General features: G+C 65.9%; 17 protein-coding genes. 4 read left to right on the top strand and 13 right to left on the bottom strand.

Going from position 1 to position 17,934, the window contains the following annotated elements:
* Positions 1–87: 87 nt before the first annotated feature.
* Entirely contained in the window at positions 88–294 is a 207-nt protein-coding gene (locus Ssi02_RS05995; protein ID WP_204021886.1) for a hypothetical protein, read from the top strand.
* A 244-nt stretch (positions 295–538) separates the two neighbouring features.
* On the opposite strand, the gene Ssi02_RS05990 is transcribed toward Ssi02_RS05995, so the two are convergent.
* From Ssi02_RS05990 to Ssi02_RS05975, 4 genes are read right to left on the bottom strand one after another with little or no spacing between them, the layout of a single operon-like run.
* Positions 539–1,585, bottom strand: coding sequence for a hypothetical protein (locus Ssi02_RS05990; RefSeq protein ID WP_204021882.1), 1,047 nt, complete (start codon positions 1,583–1,585; stop codon positions 539–541).
* Positions 1,586–1,603: 18 nt separating this feature from the next.
* Positions 1,604–3,526, bottom strand: coding sequence for a hypothetical protein (locus Ssi02_RS05985; protein WP_204021880.1), 1,923 nt, complete (start codon positions 3,524–3,526; stop codon positions 1,604–1,606).
* A complete protein-coding gene (locus tag Ssi02_RS05980; RefSeq protein WP_204021878.1) occupies positions 3,523–4,245 on the bottom strand; it encodes a toll/interleukin-1 receptor domain-containing protein in 723 nt (240 codons plus the stop codon). Before Ssi02_RS05980 ends, Ssi02_RS05985 begins: the two co-directional genes overlap by 4 nt.
* A 35-nt stretch (positions 4,246–4,280) precedes the next feature.
* Positions 4,281–5,555 carry a helix-turn-helix domain-containing protein gene (locus Ssi02_RS05975; protein WP_204021875.1) on the bottom strand — a complete coding sequence of 425 codons (1,275 nt, stop codon included), beginning with the start codon at positions 5,553–5,555 and terminating at the stop codon, positions 4,281–4,283.
* A gap of 605 nt (positions 5,556–6,160) precedes the next feature.
* On the opposite strand from Ssi02_RS05975, the gene Ssi02_RS05970 reads away from it, so the two are divergent.
* Complete coding sequence (locus tag Ssi02_RS05970) at positions 6,161–6,607, top strand: hypothetical protein (RefSeq protein ID WP_204021872.1); 447 nt, start codon at positions 6,161–6,163, stop codon at positions 6,605–6,607.
* Between the two features lie 25 nt (positions 6,608–6,632).
* Here the strand turns inward: Ssi02_RS05970 and Ssi02_RS05965 are convergent, their stop codons facing one another.
* Positions 6,633–7,796, bottom strand: coding sequence for an acyl-CoA dehydrogenase family protein (locus tag Ssi02_RS05965; RefSeq protein ID WP_204021870.1), 1,164 nt, complete (start codon positions 7,794–7,796; stop codon positions 6,633–6,635).
* A 282-nt stretch (positions 7,797–8,078) separates the two neighbouring features.
* Here Ssi02_RS05965 and Ssi02_RS05960 point away from each other — a divergent pair, with 282 nt between their 5' ends.
* The gene (locus Ssi02_RS05960) at positions 8,079–9,401 is read left to right on the top strand and encodes a UDP-glucose dehydrogenase family protein (protein ID WP_204021867.1); all 1,323 of its coding nucleotides are present in this window, start codon (positions 8,079–8,081) and stop codon (positions 9,399–9,401) included.
* Positions 9,402–9,646: 245 nt separating this feature from the next.
* Here the strand turns inward: Ssi02_RS05960 and purE are convergent, their stop codons facing one another.
* Positions 9,647–10,150, bottom strand: a complete 504-nt coding sequence (gene purE / locus Ssi02_RS05955) for a 5-(carboxyamino)imidazole ribonucleotide mutase (protein ID WP_275410605.1) — start codon at positions 10,148–10,150, stop codon at positions 9,647–9,649.
* The gene (locus tag Ssi02_RS05950) at positions 10,147–11,316 is read right to left on the bottom strand and encodes a 5-(carboxyamino)imidazole ribonucleotide synthase (RefSeq protein WP_373870085.1); all 1,170 of its coding nucleotides are present in this window, start codon (positions 11,314–11,316) and stop codon (positions 10,147–10,149) included. Before Ssi02_RS05950 ends, purE begins: the two co-directional genes overlap by 4 nt.
* A gap of 366 nt (positions 11,317–11,682) precedes the next feature.
* Between Ssi02_RS05950 and Ssi02_RS05945 the strand changes: the two genes are divergently transcribed.
* Positions 11,683–12,234: a GtrA family protein gene (locus tag Ssi02_RS05945; protein ID WP_204021865.1), complete on the top strand. Its 552-nt coding sequence runs from the start codon at positions 11,683–11,685 to the stop codon at positions 12,232–12,234.
* Between the two features lie 198 nt (positions 12,235–12,432).
* On the opposite strand, the gene Ssi02_RS05940 is transcribed toward Ssi02_RS05945, so the two are convergent.
* From Ssi02_RS05940 to Ssi02_RS05915, 6 genes are all read right to left on the bottom strand, one after another.
* On the bottom strand, positions 12,433–13,710 hold the full coding sequence (locus tag Ssi02_RS05940) for an ATP-binding protein (protein WP_204021863.1): 1,278 nt from the start codon (positions 13,708–13,710) through the stop codon (positions 12,433–12,435).
* A 3-nt stretch (positions 13,711–13,713) separates the two neighbouring features.
* Positions 13,714–14,382 carry a response regulator transcription factor gene (locus Ssi02_RS05935; protein WP_012888073.1) on the bottom strand — a complete coding sequence of 223 codons (669 nt, stop codon included), beginning with the start codon at positions 14,380–14,382 and terminating at the stop codon, positions 13,714–13,716.
* Positions 14,383–15,052: 670 nt separating this feature from the next.
* Positions 15,053–15,538: a bacterioferritin gene (gene bfr, locus Ssi02_RS05930; RefSeq protein ID WP_204021861.1), complete on the bottom strand. Its 486-nt coding sequence runs from the start codon at positions 15,536–15,538 to the stop codon at positions 15,053–15,055.
* Positions 15,539–15,556: 18 nt separating this feature from the next.
* Positions 15,557–15,736: a (2Fe-2S)-binding protein gene (locus tag Ssi02_RS05925; protein ID WP_239128626.1), complete on the bottom strand. Its 180-nt coding sequence runs from the start codon at positions 15,734–15,736 to the stop codon at positions 15,557–15,559.
* 397 nt (positions 15,737–16,133) lie between these two features.
* On the bottom strand, positions 16,134–16,754 hold the full coding sequence (locus Ssi02_RS05920; RefSeq protein ID WP_204021856.1) for an MBL fold metallo-hydrolase: 621 nt from the start codon (positions 16,752–16,754) through the stop codon (positions 16,134–16,136).
* Positions 16,751–17,836, bottom strand: a complete 1,086-nt coding sequence (locus Ssi02_RS05915) for an S-(hydroxymethyl)mycothiol dehydrogenase (protein WP_204021854.1) — start codon at positions 17,834–17,836, stop codon at positions 16,751–16,753. The genes Ssi02_RS05920 and Ssi02_RS05915 overlap by 4 nt, the downstream gene beginning before the upstream one ends.
* Positions 17,837–17,934 lie beyond the last annotated feature (98 nt).

Raw genomic sequence — 17,934 nt, 5'->3', positions numbered from 1 at the left:
ACACAACTACCCTCCTTGGTCTCCCAGGCTTTCACCAGACGACGCTTGGAGGCGCTCCGCCCCAAGGTGTAGAACATCACCGACACCATGCTGGACGCCATCCCGGCTGGCCAGGTGGTCGACCTGATCGACGCCTACGCCTTTCCCCTGCCGCTGATGGTCATCTGCGAACTCATGGGCATCCCCCTGGAACGCCGCGACGACCTGCGCGACTGGTCCGTGGCCTTCACCCTTTCCATGATGTCGCCCGCCGACAACCTGAAACGCAAAGCGACTGCCGCGGCACCCTCCTAACCCGCTTCCCCACCCTCGAACTCGCCTGCCCACCCAGCGCCCTCCCCTGGAGAGCCGGCATCGCTGCACCCCCACTGACCCTCCGCTTCCGGGCTGCGACCGTGGCGCTCCTCCCTTTGGTTCATACTTTTCTCTTATCAAGAGATAGAGAATGAACCATCCTTAGAATGGAGCGCCACACTCCAGAACTCCGGAATCAACGAGCATCAAGGGGCTCTAATCGCACAAGCCTAACGAATGCGGGTCACTCGTTCGCAGGATCGGGCATCGGTGGAGAAGCGTCGAACCGGCGCAGTATTTCGTCTGCTACCTCTCGCCGTCCGTGTTGCATCACGTGCTCAGCCACCTGTGCCGTGAAGAGAGAGCGCTGCGGATCGTCCTCCTGGAAATCCAGAGACCGTAAGAACGCCTCGAAACAGTCGGCCGGCGACGTCTCGGCGCTGAACCCCGGAGGGAAGGCAGAGCTGAAGCCTGGGTCAGGCTCCGACGACTGCGTCATGGGAGGCTCCCCCGTCACGGGATAGAAGCCCTCAGGGATCTCCTTGTTATTGGCAGCCGCCGACAGTTGCGCCAGAAGGCCGATGTCCTGCACCGTCTTCTCCACGTGGTCGTCATTTCTGGTGAGCCACCAGACGACGGTGCTGCCCATGTCCTTCAAGACGTCATCGCCGAGATACTCGCGCCTGCTCTGCTCGTACTTCCTCTCGTGCTCCCACACTGCCTTGTCCTTGCGGACGGAGGCGAGCTTCTCCAGGCGCTCCTGGTCACGCTCGGGAAGAATGAGTGTGATCGACTCGGCCATGACCTGAAGGCGACTTGTGGCATCCGGTTGCATGATGCCGAGCGCACCACTCAGCTCATGCTGGACGAGCGAAGCTCTGCCTGGTGGCCGCTGCTGAGTGATCCTCCTGGCGCGCGCCAGAATGGCCTCCACCGCAAGGGCCGCCGGATTGCCGATCGACTCGTTCATCACGGTTCTGGTGGAGGTCCAGATAACCGTTGCGGAAAGGAGGAAGTCATAGTCCTCCACGCTGCTTGGCAACGCTACCCGCTCGACTGGCGACTCCTGGCGCTGGACCGGCGCCACGGGGATGTACGGACGCGGCGTCTCCGGAGCAGCGGAAATCGATCGGCCGTGGAACGCCCTCCGGCTCAGCACCACCGCCGCTGCGACGAGAATGACAGTGACGAGCAAGGCCCACACCGGCCAAGGAGCGAAATAGACCACGCCCACCAGCAGGGCCCCGCCGGCGACGAGGAAGAGAATCACCGTGCTACGGCTGTGTCCCATCGTTGTCCCCCTGACCACTCAGGCGCCTTGCATGGCGATGTTGATCTTCTGCCTGACAAGATCAGCGAGAAGGAGTCGCCGGTCCTCCAGGAGACCAGGCAGACCACGAGCGAGGGTGTACATGCGTGCGAGTAAATTCATCCGCCCCGCGCCCCCGGCGATGAGCACATCGAGAAATCGCTCATGCACAAGCGCCGTACGCAGCCATTCCTGTGCCTGCGCGGTCCACCTTTCCGCCGGGCACCGTACGAACACGACGCTCCACCCCAAGATCAGCTGCCCTCGTAGCGCGGATTCGGCGATGAGCGCGCGGGTACCTGCCTCCATTCGCATCAGCGCATCCGGATCCACGTAGTCGAGGAAAAGCTCGATGTCGGTTTCCCATGGTCGTTCTTTCATGAGATCCCGTGCCAGGCGCTCCAACATGAGGCGATGGAGTCGAGCCTCACCCAGCGTCAGATCCGTCAGCGCACCTCGGGCGTGCGTCACGCCGCTTTCGCGCCGGGCCAGATGGTGGAGGCGTACGAGAGCCTGATCTGGATGGAGCACGGCCATAACCTCGTGACAGATCTGAGTGAGCACCACTCGGAGCCCGTGCGAGAGGCTGTTATCCATTGACCAGTCATAAATCTTCCTGCGGAAGAACTGACCGTGTTCGTCTTGGAGTCCCCTTTTCAGCACTTGGGCCGCTGCCCGTAGCCGTCGCGGGTGGGTGTGGCTCGCCGCCCACTGGGCGACCAGGTCCGCCAGCCCTTGCCGATACCGCTCGTGCAGGCACTGCTCGGAGAAGTGCGCCACAAGGCGATCACGCTCCTCGACGTTGAGGTCCACGACATCGATCGTTTTCAGCACCCACCGCCCGAACGCCTCGCGCAGGTCCGGCGTGTTCTTCCAGAAGTGGGTGCGAATCGCCGTGTCGTAGCCGAGCCGCTTAAGCCATACCCTGCCGGAAGTGTCGACTTTCGCACCGATCTCGTTTAAGCGGTGGTGGAGATGCGCCTGTTCAAGTAGTGAGCTCTCGTCATCGGGGTGCTCAGCGGCTCGCAGGAGCAGCACGGTCGCGCGATGAACACTGTCGGCGTGCGCACCGTGCAGCATCGCGGTGGCCAGTAGTAACGCGAGTTGCGGCCCCTGATTCAGGGTGGCGACAAACTTGGCCACTTCATCGTCTACCTCGTTGAGTACCCCATACGCCTCAGCGCACCAGGCATCGAAATCCATTTCGCTCGACTTCACCCGAGCTTCGAGGATCAACGCAACATAGCGAGCGAGGTCCCGCATCGCCGGCTGAGTGTCGAGATAATCGAGCAAGTGTTTGGGCCTGGAACCGGTCTCGCTTGTGGGTACACCCGCCACACGCAGGTAGCGCTGCACCACTTCCATGGCCACTGGACGCTCGATCTCCACCCGGTACTGACCTAGGTCAGCCGGAAGGCTCCTGGAGCCGTGGGCCGGGAGCACCACCACGAGGCGTGCCGCATGGTCGAGCACGGTCTTGCGCAGTGACGTCAGCTCACTGCGCACCTCAGCCCAGGTCTCCTCGTTCTCGTCGGAGAGGTCTAGCAACCGTAAGTCGCCTTCCCCGATGCTACGGAGGTCGAGACGATCAGTACGGTCACCCTCCACCAACAACTCGTGGATGGTCTCGGCGTCAGAGCATCGCCCATGCAGCAACATCTTCGCGGCGGCGTTCCTGCCGCTACCCGGCGGCCCATCCAGGAAGACCGTTCTGTATTCATCCAGAATCGTTCGTGCCCGGCCAAAGCCCGCCGGTTCGACGAAGTGCTCAAGGAGCCACAGGAGCTGGTCATTGGCTAGAGATCGGTGGGACCTGCCCCTCGAATCCGTCAGTGAGGCGTAATAGTAGTTGTACTGATCACCTTGACCGGTGTGGACAGATCCCTCTGTCCTCGATAACTCCGAATGGAATTGGTCGCTCACCGGTCGCCATCCTCCTGTCCCCGCCAGCCACCGCGGCGGCGCCTGATTGCGCCCTTGTCGTCTCTTGCTATGTATGTCGCCCCATCGCCCGAGAAATTGTTAGAGGTGATATCGCCATTACCTGCATGCACCGGACCTTGGTTGTTCTTGACGACGGTGCCCACGTCACCGGTGATGTGGCGGCTCTGCACCACTATGTCGCCGCTGACCTCGTCCATGGTGTTCCTCACAGAATCGGAAGACTGGGCGGCATGTCGATCGGATGCCTTGAGGGCGGGCACCAACTCGGTGAGCCGATCACCGATGTGTCTGAGATGGGACCACGCGTCCGCCGCGTCCAACGGGAACGAGTTGAGTTCGGCAAGCCGACGTAGCTCCAGCGGCAGAGCCGCCGCATTCAGTCGCTCGGTCCGGCGTCCGTCGAGAACCGGAATGACGTGGATACCGTAGGCGAAGGCTTCCGCGAGTTCTCTGCGCACCCAGTCGTTCTCATCGTGGAGGCGGGGCGAGTCGGACCAGTCAGGTCCGATGACGGCGATGACAGCAGAGCTGTGCCGGACGGCCTCAAGCAACTTCGTTGGGTAGTGCTCGCCGGGCTTGATGCTGCTGGAGGCGCGGAAAACCTTCCCTTCACCAAAGCGCTGACGAAGGTTCGTCTCAATGGTGGTGGCACTCTTGTCTCCGTCTCCAGTGCGATAGTTGATGAACACATCGTGCATTGGAACGTTCCCTCCTGTGGATTCGCACCGCCCGCCTACAGGACCGCGGTGAATTCGGGGATCAGCCGGCGAGCCGCCTGGTTCCGCGGATGACGGGCCAGGATTCGCGCCAGCTTGCGCAGATCAGCGGCGATGGTGGCCGACCGGACCGACAGCGCGCTGTCGAGCAGCCGACTGGTCAGGTCACAGGCGTGCTCAATCTCACCGGCTGAGGCGTACGCGAGCGCACGGCGTACGCCATAGCGGACCTGGGTGCGCAACGCACCAGACGGCACCTGCGCCATCTGCCGATCCAGCATGTCGGCGGCTTCGCGCGGCCTTCCCAGGTCGTACAGACACCATCCGCTGATCATCGCGACCGGGTCGGACAGGTTTGTCGTGCCGATCACGGGTGCATCCTGCTCCGAAGCGGGGTGTGCGAGCAGCGTACGTGCCCGGTCAAGGCTCCTCATGCACGCGTCGTAATCTCCCGCCAGCGCATGCCCCTGAGCTTCCCGCTGGAATGCCAGCCCCCGGATGCGCGACGGCAACCTGCTCTCCTGCGCTCGCCGAGCCAGCTCGACCGTCTGTCCGGCATCCTCGTTGTACAGCGTGACAAGGGCATGGCGAACGAGTGCGTATGCGGCGAGATCATGATCACCACCCGCAGCCGCCAGATCGACAGCCCGCTGGGTCCACCACAGCGCGCCCGGCTCGTTCCCGCTCTCCTGGATCAGCCAGCCGACATATTCGGCGTAGCGTGAGCCGAGTCTGAGAAACTCCTGACGCGTCCGCTCACCGGCCCCCGCAGCAAACTCTCGCAGCATGTGAGTCTGCGCGATGAGGGCAGGCAGGACCAGGCCCGGATCGGCCACTTGACCGAGCTTTCGATACTGATCGAAGAGGCTCCTGGACATTCCGAGCAGCGTACTGTCGTTGGCACCGGCCGGCGCGCCAGCCGCGCCGATGCTCATCCCCGTCATGGACACGGCGCCCACGGCCATCACCTGACGTCGGCTCATCGGCTCGAACCAGCTTTGCCCGTCCGCAGTCAGTCGCATCGTCCACACCTCCTTCCCATCGGCATGCATCTCCGGCGGCTCAACCTCGTGAGACCGTCCCGGCACTAGAGCGGCGAGAGCACCCGACGCGTCGAGCACTGCATCACAAACCCGGGCGAGGTCCCGGCTCGGCGCTTTCAAACCTCGTTCGACCTTGCTCAGCTGGCCCTTGCTGTAATGAACCAGCCTGGACAGATCGGTAAGGCTGAGATCCGCGGCCAGGCGCCGCCTGCGGAGCTCTCCTCCAAAAGAGATCGGCTGCCGGACCATGGACCTCCGTCGCTGTCCGCCTGAACAGCCGCGGATGCCATGTGCAACACTGCGGCATCATCGTCGGCCGGACAAGACCAATGCTGCTGTTTCCCGTTTCCAACTTCCCTAGAAAATAGGAGGCGGCGGGTTGTGTCGAGCGTGGCCCGTTCTTAAGGCATACATTGTCGACTTATAGGCAGAGGAAACCGTCCTACAGGTGTTCGACTCTCACAAGCTCGCAAGTAGCGTGATCGCCGGTTGGTGCTCTAGTGAAGGCTTCGAAACTTTCGGTCACGAGGCGGTATAAGGAAGGCCCTAATGCGCTTACTCAGTGTCCGTAAACACGTCCGAAGATCTGAGAAACGGGATTCTCCGGGGGCCGACCGTCTTGTGACTGGGAAGCAAGATTTTCGTGTGTCGGCTGCTTGAAGAGTTCGCGGGCCATGGCTACGCGCTGGATCTAGTTCGTGCCCTCGTAGGTCTTGATGATCTCCGGTGCCGGCCGCCGTCACCTGCGAAAACGGCTCGATCATGCCGCTGGTCAGGGATTACGCTTTCGTCGCTGCTCGCTGCTTTCCGTGTGCCGACGGAACGGCGAGGGGACGAGAGCGGGAGGTCGCTTCATGGCAATCCCCACGAAGGGCTCGCGGCCCATCACGGTCGACGGCGCGGCCTACCGCTGGCGGGTCCGGCGCAAGGCGACCTACTGCCAGGGGAACGGCTGGGGGCCGATGACTTTCGCCGTCGAGGCGGCTGGGAGGCCGGGCCGGGTGCTCTTGGTGGTGCTTCCCTGGTCTCGGCCGGACGCCTGGCTCGGGGGGCGCACCATGGCCGTGCGACCGGCGCTCGTGGCGGCGGTCATACGGACGGCTCTGGAGCGCGGCTGGGAGCCGCGGCGGGCGGGAAGGGCCTTCACTCTCGATCTCGACGAGGACGATCTGGCCGACGTGATGGGCGGGCAGCCCTCCTGCAGAGTCGCGTTCACTGCGCCTACCTGTTCCGTCTCTCCTCAGCACCTCACGGAACAGGGACGGAACAGGAACATTCAGCAGGTCAGCCCTCTGCACTGAGAGATGCGTATCAGAGGTCAGGGGACTATTTGAGGAGTTGGCGGGCCATGACCACGCGCTGGATTTGGTTGGTGCCCTCGTAGATCTGGGTGATTTTGGCGTCGCGCATCATGCGTTCCACCGGGTAGTCGGTGGTGTAGCCGTAGCCGCCGAGGAGTTGGACGGCGTCGGTGGTGATTTCCATGGCGGCGTCGGAGGCGGCGCACTTGGCGGCACTGGAGAAGAAGGTGAGGTCCTTTTGGGGTTCGCCGTGCATGGCGCGTTCGGATTTGGCCGCCGCGGCGTAGGTGAGCTGGCGGGCGGCTTCGAGTTTCATGGCCATGTCGGCGAGGGTGAACTGCACGCCCTGGAAGTCGGCGATGGGCCTGCCGAACTGCTTGCGCTCCTTGACGTAGCCGATGGCGTAGTCAAGGGCGCCCTGGGCGATGCCGAGGGCCTGGGCGGCGATGGTGATGCGGGTGTGGTCGAGGGTGGCGAGGGCGGTTATGAAGCCCGTGCCGGGGGCGCCGATCATGCGGTCGGCGGGGATCCGCACATTGTCGAGGATGACCTGGCGGGTGGGTGAGCCTTTGATGCCGAGCTTTCGCTCCTTGGGGCCGAAGCTGACGCCCTCGTCGCTCTTCTCCACGACGAACGCGGAGATGCCGCGGGCGCCGGCGTCGGGGTCGGTGACCGCCATGACGGTGTAGAACTCCGACACGCCGGCATTGGTGATCCACATTTTCGCGCCGTTAAGCACGTAGTGGTCTCCGTCGGCGACGGCGCGGGTTTTCATCGCGGCGGCGTCGCTGCCGGCCTCGGCTTCGGAGAGGGCGTAGGAGAACATGGCGTCGCCGCGGGCGACGGGGGTCAGATAACGCTTGTTGAGCTCCTTGCCCCCGGAGAGCAGCAGCGGCACGGTGCCGAGCTTGTTGACGGCGGGGATGAGGGAGGAGGCGCCGCAGGCGCGGGCGACCTCCTCGATGACGATCACCACCGCCAGCGCGTCGGCGCCGGCCCCGCCGAACTCCTCGGGGATGTGAACGGCGTGGAAGTCGGCTGCCACCAGGTCCCTGTAGACGTCCCACGAGAACTCCCCGGACGCGTCGATCTCGGCGGCACGGGGGGCGATCTTCTCGTCCGCAAGGGCCCGCACGGCCTCACGGAGCATGTGGTGTTCCTCTGCGGGCGCGTAGAGAGGGAAGCTCATAGAGCGATAGTAGGACGTCCAACAATGCTTCCGCCGCTCCGGCGGCCATAAGTTGACCGATCGGTAACTTTACTCAGTGATTTCACACTGATCTCCGAGCGACGAACCGGGGAGATCAGACCGCGAGAGGTTGGAAGACCTCCGGGTATGAGAGTGAAAGAGCCCCCGGCACCGTCGGGTGACAGAGTGGAGCATGACAGGCCGATAGCATGCCCCGGCGGACCGTACGCAAGGATGACGCACTTGTCGGCGTCAGGGAGCGTGAACGAGAGGAGCCCGGCCGTGCCGTACCGCTTGACCGTCATTGGGACCGGATACCTGGGGGCCACCCATGCCGCGTGCATGGCCGAGCTTGGCTTCGAGGTTCTCGCCTTGGATGTGGACGCGGCGAAGATCAAGCGGTTGCAAGCCGGGGAGCTCCCCATACACGAACCCGGCTTGGAAGAGGTGCTGAGGCGCAATCTGGCCTCGGGCCGACTACGTTTCACGACCTCCTATCAGGAGATCGCGGAGTTCGGCGATGTGCATTTCGTCTGTGTGGGCACGCCGCAGAAGAAGGGTGAATACGCGGCGGACGTGTCCTATCTTGACGCCGTCGTGGAGTCCCTGGCCCCCTATCTGACCCGCGAATGCCTGGTGGTCGGCAAGTCCACGGTGCCCGTCGGCACCGCGCAACGCCTGGCCGGCAAGTTGATACGGCTGGCGCCCGCCGGGCCCCAGGTGGAGTTGGCGTGGAATCCCGAATTCCTGCGTGAGGGCTTCGCCGTACAGGACACCCTTAAACCCGACCGCATCGTGCTCGGAGTCGCGGGCATCCCGGGAGAGAAGGCGGAAAAGATCCTGCGCGAGGTCTACGAGCCGCTCGGCGACATCCCGATCGTCGTGACGGACTATGCGACCTCCGAGCTTGTCAAAACCGCCGCGAACGCGTTCCTCGCCACCAAGATCTCCTTCATCAACGCGATGGCCGAGGTCTGCGAGGCCTCCCACGCCGACGTCAAACAGCTTTCGCTCGCCTTGTCGTTCGATGAACGCATCGGCGGCAAATTCCTCAACGCCGGTCTCGGATTCGGCGGCGGTTGCCTGCCCAAGGACATCCGGGCTTTCATGGCGCGGGCCGGTGAGCTCGGGGCCGACCAGGCGCTGACGTTTCTCCGCGAGGTCGACGCGATCAACATGCGGCGGCGGGCACGCATGGTCGACCTGGCCCGTGAGGTCGCCGGAGGCTCGCTCTACGGCTGTACGGTCTGTGTGCTCGGCGCGGCCTTCAAGCCCAACTCCGACGACATCCGCGACTCCCCGGCGCTGGACGTCGCCGTGACCATCGGCCGCCAGGGCGGCCGGGTGACCATTTACGACCCGGTGGCCCTGGACAACGCCCGCCAGGCCCACCCCGAGCTTGCTTATGGCACATCGGCCATGGACGCCGCCCGCGGGGCGAACGTCGTGCTACTGCTGACCGAATGGCCGGAGTTCGTGGCGCTTGACCCTGAAACCCTGGGTTCGGTGGTCTCGACCCGCAACATGGTCGACGGCCGCAATGCCCTCGACCCGCAAAGCTGGCGTGCCGCCGGCTGGACCTACCGCGCCCTCGGCCGCCCCTAAGGGGCCTCCACGCCAAGACTTCGGCGATCAGGCCAAATGCCCGAAGCATGCTCACCACGGTGGGCGTCGATGCACATGGTGTCGCTTGCGGCAGTCAAGCGCGCCCTGGTCGCGAAGGGCATGACACCGACCGCACGGGTGAGGGTGGCGGCACCGCTCCACCGATCGACCGTGCGAGGTCCGCGGCACCGCTCCACCGACCGCACGGGTGAGGGGTACGGCGGGAGCCGTACCCCTCCGCCTGGCTAAAGCTCGGCTGCCTCCGCCCGGAGTTTGGCGCCCTTGGCGTGGGCCTGGGCCTTCAGGGTGGCTTGGAAGTCGGTCATGCGGGCCTGGAGGGCAGGGTCGGCCGTGGCGAGAATGCGGACTGCGAGCAGGCCGGCGTTGCGGGCGCCGCCGATGGCGACTGTGGCGACGGGCACACCGGCGGGCATCTGGACGATGGACAGCAGCGAGTCCATGCCGTCGAGGTATTTCAACGGCACCGGCACCCCGATCACGGGCAGCGGGGTGAGGGAGGCCAGCATGCCGGGGAGGTGGGCGGCGCCGCCGGCACCGGCGATGATCACTCGGAGGCCGCGGCCGGCGGCGGCTGTGCCGTACTCGACCATCTCCTGCGGCATGCGGTGCGCGGAGACCACGTCGGCCTCGAAGGGCACGCCGAACTCGGTGAGGGCTTCGGCGGCGAGTCGCATGACGGGCCAGTCGGAGTCGCTGCCCATCACGATGCCGACCTGAGGGGTGGTCACGTGTAGATCCCTTCGGTGAGGTAGACGGCGGCGTGGCGGGCGCGGGCACGCACGGTTTCCAGGTCGGTGCCCAGTGCCGTGACATGTCCGATCTTGCGCCCCGGTCGCACTTCCTTGCCGTAGAAGTGCACCTTGATGCCGGGATCGTGGGCCATGACGTGCTCATAGCGGGTGAACAGCTCGGGGTCGTCGCCGCCGAGCAGGTTGACCATGACCACCACGGGGGCCGTCGGGCTGGGTGAGCCGAGCGGCAGGTTGAGGACGGCGCGGAGGTGCTGCTCGAACTGGGAGGTTCTGGCACCCTCGATGGTCCAGTGGCCGCTGTTGTGGGGGCGCATGGCGAGTTCGTTGACGACGAGACCGTCCGCGGTCTGGAACATCTCGACGGCGAGCAGCCCGGTGACGCCCAGTTCGCGGGCGATGCGCAGGGCGATGCCCTGGGCCGCGGCGGCGAGCTCGGGGTCGAGATCGGGCGCGGGGGCGAGCACCTCGACGCAAATGCCGTCGCGCTGCACGGTCTCCACGACCGGGTAGCTCACGCCCTGCCCATGCGGTGACCGCGCGACGAGCACCGCGAGCTCCCGCTCAAACGGCACGAACTGCTCGGCGATCAGCGCGATGCCGGAGGCGAGCACCGGCGCGGCGTCCTCGGCCGAACGGCAGACCCACACGCCGCGCCCGTCATATCCGCCCCTGACCGCCTTGAGCACCACCGGCCAGCCGTGCGCCTCACCAAAGGCCGTCACATCGGCCTCATCGGCCACTCGTGCCCACTCCGGGCAGGGCACGCCGATCGCGGTGAGCCGCTCACGCATAAGCGCCTTGTCCTGCGCGTGCACCAGTGCCTCCGCACCGGGGTGTACGGCGAAGCCCTCGGCGGCGAGCGCCTCGATGTGGGCCGTGGGCACATGCTCGTGGTCGAAGGTCACCGCATCGCAACCCTTGGCGAACTCCCGCAGGTCGGGCAGCGCGCGATAGTCGCCGAGGCGGGTGTCCACGATGACGCGGGCCGCGCTCTCGTCCGGGGAGGCGGCCAGGACGCGCAGTTCGATCCCGAGGGCTATGGCCGCCCCCTGGGTCATCCTGGCGAGCTGGCCGGCGCCGATCATGCCCACGACGGGGCCGATGGCTGGTGTGTTTGCGCCGGTCAGGCTAGGGGTACTCACGGCGTTTCAGACTACCCGCCCCGGCTGGGGCAGGGTGTGGGGGACCTGGGCCCGCCCTGGCGACACGCCCGTGAGGGCCGCCTGCATTCGCGGAAGTCCGGTGTCCGTTCGTGACCCGCCGCCTATGATCTGTCGCCAGGGTAGCCCCCAGACACCCGTATGTTTCTCCGGGCGGCGTGGGGCGAACCACGGGGTGGGACTCGCATCGGCCATTGCACGGGGGTGGCATCGTCTTCGGTAACCTGGGTTGAGCGCCGACAACCGCATCGCCGGAAACTGCGGGACCAGCACCGAAGCCGAGCATCAAGACCGAGCACCTAAGGCAAGCACCGGGCGCGACCGATCAGCGAACCGGAAAGGGCAGTCGTGCAGCTACTTCGACGCATCTACGGCCGGATAACCGGTCTCTTCGCGGAGCTGGCCAAGTTTGGGACGATCGGCGCCATCGCCTTTGTGATTGACTTCTCGCTGACCAACTATCTGAGATACGGCCTCGGTGAAGGCCCGCTGACCTCCAAGGTCGTCGCCACCACCGTTGCGGCGACCATTTCATATGCGGGCAACCGGTTCTGGACGTTCCGCCATCGCGAGCAAAGCGGCTACGCGCGGGAATACGTGCTGTTTTTCATACTCAACGCGATCGGCTTGTTGATCTCAGTGCTGGTGATCGGGTTTGTGAGCTACACGTTGAAGCTCAACGACCCGGTGAGCTTCAACATCGCGCAGCTTGTGGGGGTCGGGCTCGGCACCCTGTTCAGGTATTGGTCGTATAGCAAGTGGGTCTTCCTTGCGATCCCCAAGCCTCCCGCCGTGGACGAGGCAGGCGACCTGCCCTCTCCTCGCTCCCCCCAGGGTGAGCCGTCCGAGGCCACCGGCCCCGCCTCACCCGCCTCTGAGGGTGCGGCCACCCGCCTCTGAGCCCCCTCGGAGGGCCGACCCGGCTCAGCCACCATCAGTTGAACCCTGCTCGGAGCATGCGGCGCGCTGCCGCCGCTAAACGGGTGCGCCCACCCACTGGGCCACCACAAGGCTTCGCCCTACGAGCTCAAGGTGGTCGCCGTCGGCCGGGCCTCCGCCCCCAGACCCGGCCGAGCCTCTAACTATCCCCGCTCCCCCTCACGCCGGGCCTCTCACCACGCGGTTGCGGCCGTTGTCGACCACCGGCCGGAGGAAGATCGCGAAAGTTGCGGGGCTTCGCCGCACGAGCTCAAGTCGGCCGCCGTCGGCGGCGGTCAGGGCTCGGGCAAGGGTCAGGCCGAGGCCGGTGCCCGCGCCGCCGCTGACATTGCGGTCGAAGATGTGGGGCGCCAGCTCCTCGGGGATGCCGGGCCCTTCGTCGGAGACCTCGATGACGATCGACTTGCCTGCGCTGCTTGTGGTGACGGTGACGCGGCCTTCGCCGTGCTGGAGGGAGTTTTCCAGCAGCGACGAGATGACCTGGCCGAGGCCGCCGGTGGTGGCGAGGGCCGTAAGGTTTCGGGTGCCGGTGAGGCGCACGCTGCGGCCGGCGCGGCGGAAGGCGGGGTCCCACTCGATGAGCTGCTGGTCGAGCACCTCGTCGATGTCGATCTGCTCGGCCTGGGAGTGGCGCTGGCGGCGGGCGGCGGCGAGCAGTTCGTCGATGACCGCGGTGAGACGCTCGGCCTGGAGTATCGCGGCGTCGCCCTCCTCACGGACGATCGCGGGCTGGTCGGCCGCCGCGACGATCTCCTCAAGGCGCATGGTGAGACCGGTCAGCGGGGTGCGGAGCTGGTGGGAGGCGTCGGTGGCGAACTCCCGCTCGCGGTTGAGCAGGTCGGAGATGCGTGTGGCACTGCGATCCAGGACCTCGGCGACGCGATCGAGCTCCTGGATGCCATATCGGTGCCTGCTCGGTCTCGCGTCGCCGGACCCCAGTTTTTCCGCGATCATCGCCAGGTCCTGCAGCGGCAGCGTCAGACGGCGCGACTGCACGATCGCGAGTCCGACAGCCACCGCGAGGGCCGCGGCGGCGAGCGCCACGATCAGCAGGAGCCGGGCCCTCACGTCCTGCTCCACCTGGCCTCGGTCTCGGCTGACCCGGACGTAGACGCCGTTTTCCGAGTGGGCGTCCTCGGTCATCTGGTGGCCGGACAGAGGTTCGGTGCCAACGATGGTCGCGTTGGGGGGGTTGCCGCGTTCGTAGATCTGGATATATCGGTTGGGATATTTCAGCTCTAGTTGCGCGGGATCGATAGGTTGATCTTGGATCCTGGAGTATTCAACCTCCCCGAGCAGGCGTGTGGCCTCTGACCGCAGCTCCTGAGCCGCTTCATCGACGATCAGCCGGCTGACGACGACCCCGAGGGGCACTCCCAGCAGCAAGACCGCGATGACGGCGACGACCAGGGTGGAGGACAGCAGTCTGCGGCGCATTCCCTACTCTCGCTCGAACCGGAAGCCAACCCCCCGGACCGTCGTGATGTAACGCGGCTTGGCGGCGTCGTCGCCCAGCTTGCGGCGCAACCACGAGATGTGCATGTCGAGGGTCTTGGTGGAGCCCCACCAGTTGGTGTCCCACACCTCGCGCATGATCTGCTCGCGGGTGACCACCTTGCCGGCGTCACGCACGAGAACGCGCAGCAGGTCGAACTCCTTGGTCGTCAGATGCAGCTCCTTGTCACCCATCCAGGCACGCCGCGAATCAGCGTCGATGCGCACACCCTGGACCACCGGGGTCTCCGAAGTGCCCCGGCGCAGCAGCGCACGGACGCGAGCCAGCAACTCGGCCAGACGGAACGGTTTAGTGACGTAGTCATCGGCACCGGCGTCGAGCCCGACCACGGTGTCGACCTCGTCGACACGCGCGGTGAGGATCAGCACGGGAGTGCCGTGCCCTTCGGCGCGAATGCGCCGTGCGACCTCAAGCCCATCCATCTCGGGCAGGCCCAGGTCGAGAACGATGAGGTCTATGCCACCCGACAGAGCCCTTTCCAGGGCTTGCGGGCCGTCCGGGCTCACCTCCACCTGGTAGCCCTCACGGCGCAACGCACGCGCCAGCGGCTCCGAGATCGAGGTGTCATCCTCGGCGAGAAGTACGCAGGTCATGAAGCGATCGTAGGACCTTAAGCGATCGTTTCCCGGCTACAGCGCGCGGTTTGACTCGTCATTGACGCATCCATTGACCTGGGCAAACACTGATAAATGACGGTTAGTCATCACGCAAGGGTTGGAGATCTCGCGGTACGACTCATGCCCCGGCGGGTAGGACACCACGGGCCGCCCGATCAGGCCGCCAAAGACCAGTGTGACAAAACCCAACACGCCCGTACGGAAGGTCCGTGGCGGGCGTGTCGTGACATATCCCTGGCGACTTCCGACCCAGGGGCCCCACGGCCACCCCACGCACTGTCCGCGACGCACCACAGGCGCCGATCCGCCGGCGTGGCGTGTCGAGCGAGACCACCCCCGTGCGAGCCGACGGCGTGTCGAGCGAGACCACCCCGGTGAGAAACACCGGCGTGTCGAGCGAAACCACCCCCGTGAGAAACGACGGCGCCCCCGGCGCGTCGCCACCTCGGTGAGGTCGGCTGCGCGCGGCGGGGGCACGGTCTTATCACTGGCGGGCGAAGGCGGGTGAGGGCCGCGGCCCCGGGTCGATCAGCCGCCGTCCCCGGCGACCGGACCGCCCCGCCCTGGCCCACCCGATCACAGGCGAGCCGATTCGGGCACGATCACAGACCGGGCAGGGCCGTACGGATCACCGCGGCCTGGCCGGCTATTCGGCCGCCGTCGGCGGCTCGGCGTAGCGAGCGAGGTAGAGCTGCTCTCCCAGAGACTCGATCAACGCGAGCTCGGTCTCCAGGTAGTCGATGTGGTGCTCCTCGTCCTCAAGGATGTCCTCGAACAGCCTGGCCGAGGTGATGTCCCCCTTCTCACGCATAAGCGCGATGCCGGGCTTGAGGCGCTTGACCACACTCAATTCGACCTCAAGGTCGGCCTGCAGCTGCTCCTGCACCGTCTGACCGATGTGGAGGGTGCCGAGCCGCTGATAGTTGGGCAGCCCCTCAAGAAAGAGGATGCGGTCGGTCAGCTTCTCCGCGTGGCGCATCTCGTCGATGGACTCCGCGCGGGTATATGAAGCCAGCTTGGTGTAGCCCCAGTTCTCCTGCATCTTGGAGTGCAGGAAGTACTGATTGATCGCGGTGAGTTCGGCGGTGAGCTGTTCATTCAGCAGTTCGATGATCTGCTTGTCGCCCTGCATGACAACGGGCCCCTCGTGCTATGCGGTGGAAATCAATTCCTCAGACCGCTTCAGCATCGCACAGATCTTTCGCACGCAGGTGGCACAGTCGCTCCCGGCGCCCGTGGTGTCGCGAATCTGCTTCGCGCTGCGGGCACCGGCCGCGATGCAGTCGTGGACCTCGTTCTCGGTCACTGCGCGGCAGACACAGACATACATAGGGTTGGCCGATCTCCCCCACCAGGAAAGCCCTTAGGTTAGGCATGCCTAAGATACCATCGATTTGGTTAGGCTAACCTATGTGCTGCCGGCACAATCCTCCGGGTCCCCGCCGTGCCGCACACACGCTCGCGCGACGTCGAGTTTCACGCGAGATCGGCGGGGCTCAAGATCCCCCAATTCGATCACGGGGGCGCCCGGAAAACGATCGGCAATTGGCGCCGGTCACCGCTGAAAATAGGAGAGCCTCCGCTTACTCCGGCAAGATCGCTTTTCCGGCCGGACGATCACGTCGGAACGGCGGGAAATTAAGGAGTAAGCGCAGGCTAACCATAGTTTGGGCGGCTCGGGAGGTAAGAAAAATGTGTCGTAAAACACACTCCCGAATCCGCGTGTCTCAGTGCCCCCGGGAGATCCACTCCTGGAGATGAGGGGCCTCGTCGCCGATCGTGGTGGAGTCGCCGTGCCCGGTGTGCACCACCGTCTCCACCGGAAGCGTGAGCAGCTTCTCCCGGATCGAGTCGACGATCGTGTCGAACGACGAGAACGACCGCCCCGTGGCCCCCGGCCCGCCCTGAAACAGCGTGTCGCCGCTGAAGACCACGCCAAGCTCCGGCGCATGCAGGCACACGGCCCCCGGTGCGTGCCCCGGGGTGTGCAGCACCCGCAGCCGCACCCCGCCGGCCGACAGCTCGTCGCCGTCCGCGAGAGGCTCGTACGGCACCGCCGTACCGTAGACCATCTCCCACAGCGGCTGGTCGGCCGGGTGCAGCAGGATGGGAGCGCCGGTGGCCTCGGCGAGCTCGCGGGCGGCGTTGATGTGGTCGTTGTGGGCGTGGGTGCACACGATCGCCGTCAGCCTCCTGCCCGCCAGGGCGGCGAGGATGGCGGGCGCGTCGTGGGCGGCGTCGACCACGAGGGCCTCTTCGTCCGACCCGACCAGCCAGACGTTGTTGTCGACGTCCCAGGTGCCGCCGTCGAGGGTGAAGGTGCCCGAGGTCACCACCTTGCCGATCACAGGACCACCACCGAGCGCAGCACCTCGCCACGGTGCATCTTGGCGAACGCCTCCTCGACCTGCGACAGGCCGATGGTCTCGGTGACGAAGCCGTCGAGGTTGAGCCTGCCCTGCATGTAGAGGTCGATCAGCATGGGGAAGTCGCGGCTCGGCAGGCAGTCGCCGTACCACGAGGACTTCAGCGCGCCGCCGCGCCCGAACACGTCCAGCAGCGGCAGATCCAAGGTCATCTCGGGGGTCGGCACGCCGACGAGCACGACGGTGCCGGCCAGGTCGCGGGCGTAGAACGCCTGCTTGTAGGTCTCGGGACGGCCGACCGCCTCCACGACGACGTCGGCGCCGTTGCCGTCGGTCAGCTCGCGGATGGCCTCGACCGGGTCGACCGCGGCGGAGTTGACGGTGTGGGTGGCGCCGAACTCGCGGGCCCAGGCGAGCTTCCTGTCGTCGATGTCGACTGCGATGATCTTGCTCGCCCCGGCGAGGGCGGAACCCAGCACGGCGGCGCTGCCCACGCCACCGCAGCCGATGACCGCGACCGAGTCGCCCCGGGTGACGCCGCCGGTGTTGATCGCGGCGCCGATGCCGGCCATGATGCCGCACCCGAGCAGCCCGGCGGCGGCGGGTGAGGCCGCGGGGTCGACCTTGGTGCACTGACCGGCGGCGACCAGGGTCTTCTCCGCGAAGGCGCCGATGCCGAGCGCGGGGCTGAGCGGAGTGCCGTCGCTCAGGGTCATCTTCTGGGCGGCGTTGTGGGTGTTGAAGCAATACCAGGGGCGGCCGCGCTTACAGGCGCGGCAGTCGCCGCATACCGCCCGCCAGTTGAGGATCACGTAGTCGCCCGGGGAAACGGAGGTGACGCCGGGCCCGACGGCCTCGACGACACCGGCGGCCTCGTGGCCCAGGAGGAATGGGTAGTCGTCGCTGATTCCGCCCTCGCGGTAGTGCAGGTCGGTGTGGCACACGCCGCACGCCTGGACGTTCACCACCGCCTCACCCGGGCCAGGGTCGGGCACGAGCACGGTCTCCAAGGAGACGGCTTCGCCCTTGCCACGTGCAATGACTCCCTGCACTTCGTATGGCATCCCCACACACCTAACCTTCCGAATCGGTCGACCCTCCGGCGCGGCACATCCTTGTGTCACGCGGAAGCACGCGGCGCGGTCTGCGATGCCATCCCAGG

Source organism: Sinosporangium siamense, from assembly GCF_016863435.1.
GTDB lineage: Bacteria > Actinomycetota > Actinomycetes > Streptosporangiales > Streptosporangiaceae > Sinosporangium > Sinosporangium siamense.
This window is presented reverse-complemented; position numbering and strand designations above follow the sequence as displayed.

Coding starts and splice junctions, on each gene's coding strand:
- Ssi02_RS05995 (WP_204021886.1), top strand. CDS start 88: ATGCTGGACGCCATCCCGGCTGGCCAGGTGGTCGACCTGATCGACGCC.
- Ssi02_RS05990 (WP_204021882.1), bottom strand. CDS start 1,585: ATGGGACACAGCCGTAGCACGGTGATTCTCTTCCTCGTCGCCGGCGGG.
- Ssi02_RS05980 (WP_204021878.1), bottom strand. CDS start 4,245: ATGCACGATGTGTTCATCAACTATCGCACTGGAGACGGAGACAAGAGT.
- Ssi02_RS05975 (WP_204021875.1), bottom strand. CDS start 5,555: ATGGTCCGGCAGCCGATCTCTTTTGGAGGAGAGCTCCGCAGGCGGCGC.
- Ssi02_RS05970 (WP_204021872.1), top strand. CDS start 6,161: ATGGCAATCCCCACGAAGGGCTCGCGGCCCATCACGGTCGACGGCGCG.
- Ssi02_RS05965 (WP_204021870.1), bottom strand. CDS start 7,796: ATGAGCTTCCCTCTCTACGCGCCCGCAGAGGAACACCACATGCTCCGT.
- Ssi02_RS05940 (WP_204021863.1), bottom strand. CDS start 13,710: ATGCGCCGCAGACTGCTGTCCTCCACCCTGGTCGTCGCCGTCATCGCG.
- Ssi02_RS05935 (WP_012888073.1), bottom strand. CDS start 14,382: ATGACCTGCGTACTTCTCGCCGAGGATGACACCTCGATCTCGGAGCCG.
- bfr (WP_204021861.1), bottom strand. CDS start 15,538: ATGCAGGGCGACAAGCAGATCATCGAACTGCTGAATGAACAGCTCACC.
- Ssi02_RS05925 (WP_239128626.1), bottom strand. CDS start 15,736: ATGTATGTCTGTGTCTGCCGCGCAGTGACCGAGAACGAGGTCCACGAC.
- Ssi02_RS05915 (WP_204021854.1), bottom strand. CDS start 17,836: ATGCCATACGAAGTGCAGGGAGTCATTGCACGTGGCAAGGGCGAAGCC.